The organism is Microbacterium sp. BF1, from assembly GCF_019279095.1.
GTDB lineage: Bacteria > Actinomycetota > Actinomycetes > Actinomycetales > Microbacteriaceae > Microbacterium > Microbacterium maritypicum.
In genome coordinates, this window is the sequence record NZ_JAGYWT010000347.1 from 1 (window position 1) to 2676 (window position 2676).

Below are 2676 nucleotides of genomic sequence, written 5' to 3' on the forward strand. Positions count from 1 at the left end.
TGTCGTATTCGCGCTTGCCCTTCGCCAGGGCGATCTCGACCTTGGCGCGACCGTCCGAGAAGTAGAGCTTCAACGGGATCAGTGTGTATCCGCCTGCTTGACGGCCGGACGGAGCCGGCCGACTGCAGGGGCCTGTCGGCCCGTTCTTTTGCCGTGAAGCCTTCGGCAGCGTACGGTCGGCCAACCTGCGCGCTAGTGCTTTCGCGGCATATCCTCCCTCGCTGCGCTCAGTCCGGTATTCCACGGTCACTAGCACTCCGGCCGTCCTCCCTAGCGGCGAATGAATTCGCCTTCACGGCAAAAAAACGAGGGGTGGGAGGATTACCAAATGGAAGCGCTAACCGTCTACACGACCGGCCCGCAGTGTGGGAAGTGCCGCATGACGAAGATGATGCTCGACAGCAAGGGCGTCCCCTACGTCGAGGTGAACATCACCGAGAACCCCGACGCGCGCGAGTACGTCACCGAGGAGCTGGGCTACACCGTGGCCCCGGTTGTCGTCGTCGACGATGACGATCACTGGTGCGACCTCCGACCCGACCACATCGAGCGGGTAGCCGCTCACTTTGCCGCCTGAGAACAGTAGTAAATAACTCTATTACCGCTTATACTGGTAATACCTACCCAAGGAGGAACCATGAACGCTCGCAACCTGACCCCGTATGACCGAGGCACCCGCCTAGAGCCGCAGCTCTGGCCGCTCGGGGATGACCCTGACAGCTACGGCCGGGTCGACTTCGACAACGACGAGTCGGCAACCGTGTTGACGGCCTACGTTGAACGCGAGGGCGACGGCTACGCGATGCACGTCGCAGGGATGGCCGAGCCCCTGAGCCTGGTCGTCGACGGCGGCGGGCGCGTCGTCCCGGTCGACGCTGAGCTGTGCGCGGGGATTGACGAGCTGCTGGACATGGCCCGCCGAGGCCGCGAGGACTTCGAGCACCAGGCGAGCTATGGCGACTACACCGCCGAGGATCGCGCGGCCGCCGATCGCCGTTGGCTGCTGGCCCAGAAGGTGGCCGAGCTGCTGCGCGGAGAAGCGGAGAAGGCTTGATGCTAATAGAGTCATTTACTACAATAGAGTTATTACTAAGGAGGACCGCATGACCACTCAGACCATCACCGTGACCCGGCTTGCCGATCTGCGATTCGGTGACCGGATCAAGAGCTGGGACGGCCGCCCCTACAACCCGCCCCGCCGGGTCGTGTCTGAGCTGGGGACGATCACCGCCGGTTCCCCCGTGCAGGGCGTCCGCTTGCAGAACCCCAACCCCACGAGCCCTATCGAGTTGGTGCTGTATCCGTCGCAGATGGACGGCCGCCGATTGGAGGTTGAGCGCGAGACATTCGATCCGGCATAATAACACTATTAGCGGCAACACCTGTAATACCGACCGAAGGAGAAGAACCCATGAGCTACATCACCCGCACCGGCAACCTGGCCGCGACGCCCACCCTCCGCGAGGGGGATAACGGCCCGTACACCTACGCCCGCGTCCTCGTCAGCGACCGCATCCGCCAGGAGGACAACAGTTACACCGACGGCCCCACCGTGGCCTACGACGTCGCCGTGAGCGGCAACCAGGCTGTGAACCTCGTCGAGGTCGCGGAGCAGTCGGGCAACGTCCGCGTGACGTTCTCGGGCCGCTACCGCGTCACCGAGTACAAGGGCGAGCAGGGCACCCGCTTGCAGCACGAGGTCCGAGCCGATGAGGTCGCGGTGAGTCTGCGCGGGCAGAGCGTCCGCGTCGTCGGCAAGCCCGCCGCCGAACAGGGCGACGACACCCCGTTCTGACCAGGCTTGGGGGAGGGGCGGCCGAGAACGGTTGCCCCTCCCCGCCTGATGCCGAAGGAGGGGCACCAGCATGAACAAAGAGTGGGCCATGTGGGCCACCGCGGCGATTCTCGCCGTCACATCAACGCTCCTGTGGCTCGCGCAGCCGATCAGCACGGGTAGCGATCTTTGGCCGTTCTACTGACCAACCCGCATCACCGTCAATAGCTGTATTAGAGTTGTTCCCGTCAACGGAGGTATTTTCTTATGACCGCTCGAATTCTCGCCCTCTGCAACCAGAAGGGCGGCGTCGGCAAGAGCACGACGCTATTTCAGCTCGCGCGCGTCGCGGTGCTCGCCGGTCGCCGCGTGCTGGCGGTCGACAACGACCCGCAGGGCAACCTCACGAGCAACATCACGGCCGAGGAGGTCGACGCCGAGCAGGCGGGCTTGGCCGACGTGCTAAGCACCCGCGCAGACGACACTATGCGCGACGTCATCGTGCCGGGACTCTGGCCCGGCCTCGACGTCGTGCCGACGTCCGGGGCCTCACTCGGGAACGTGCGGGATGAGCTGGTCATAGCCGGCGCCGGCCGAGAGGTTCGGCTGCGCGAAGCGTTGGCCCAGGTGATCGAGGACTACGACCTGATCCTGATCGACTCCGCGCCATCCCTCGACCAGCTCACGATCAACGCCCTCACCGCGGCCGACGGGGCGGTGATCGTCACCCACACGAAGAAGTGGAGCCTTGACGGGCTCGGGCAGCTCCTCGACACGATCGGGAACGTCCAGCGGTACTACAACCCCGGACTGAGCGTCGCCGGAATCATCGTCAACCAGCACGAGGAGCGCACCGTCGGCGGGGCCGCCTGGCTCGACGAGCTCCGCGCGGCCGCCGAGGG

General features: G+C 65.0%; 5 protein-coding genes and 1 pseudogene. 5 read left to right on the top strand and 1 reads right to left on the bottom strand.

The genetic code is table 11. The annotated features are described in order from the left end of the window. Positions 1-97 (bottom strand): annotated as a pseudogene (locus tag KZA10_RS11815) (SsrA-binding protein); the annotation flags it as partial. 231 nt (positions 98-328) lie between these two features. On the opposite strand from KZA10_RS11815, the gene KZA10_RS11820 reads away from it, so the two are divergent. From KZA10_RS11820 to KZA10_RS11840, 5 genes are all read left to right on the top strand, one after another. Beyond that, on the top strand, positions 329-577 hold the full coding sequence (locus KZA10_RS11820) for a glutaredoxin domain-containing protein (protein WP_005053817.1): 249 nt from the start codon (positions 329-331) through the stop codon (positions 575-577). A gap of 60 nt (positions 578-637) precedes the next feature. Next, positions 638-1054: a hypothetical protein gene (locus tag KZA10_RS11825; protein ID WP_068483738.1), complete on the top strand. Its 417-nt coding sequence runs from the start codon at positions 638-640 to the stop codon at positions 1052-1054. Positions 1055-1103: 49 nt separating this feature from the next. Continuing rightward, entirely contained in the window at positions 1104-1361 is a 258-nt protein-coding gene (locus KZA10_RS11830) for a hypothetical protein (protein WP_124093347.1), read from the top strand. 50 nt (positions 1362-1411) lie between these two features. Beyond that, complete coding sequence (locus KZA10_RS11835) at positions 1412-1795, top strand: single-stranded DNA-binding protein (protein WP_068483742.1); 384 nt, start codon at positions 1412-1414, stop codon at positions 1793-1795. A 246-nt stretch (positions 1796-2041) separates the two neighbouring features. After that, a partial coding sequence (locus KZA10_RS11840; protein ID WP_218682977.1) for a ParA family protein occupies positions 2042-2676 on the top strand: 635 nt, incomplete at its 3' end.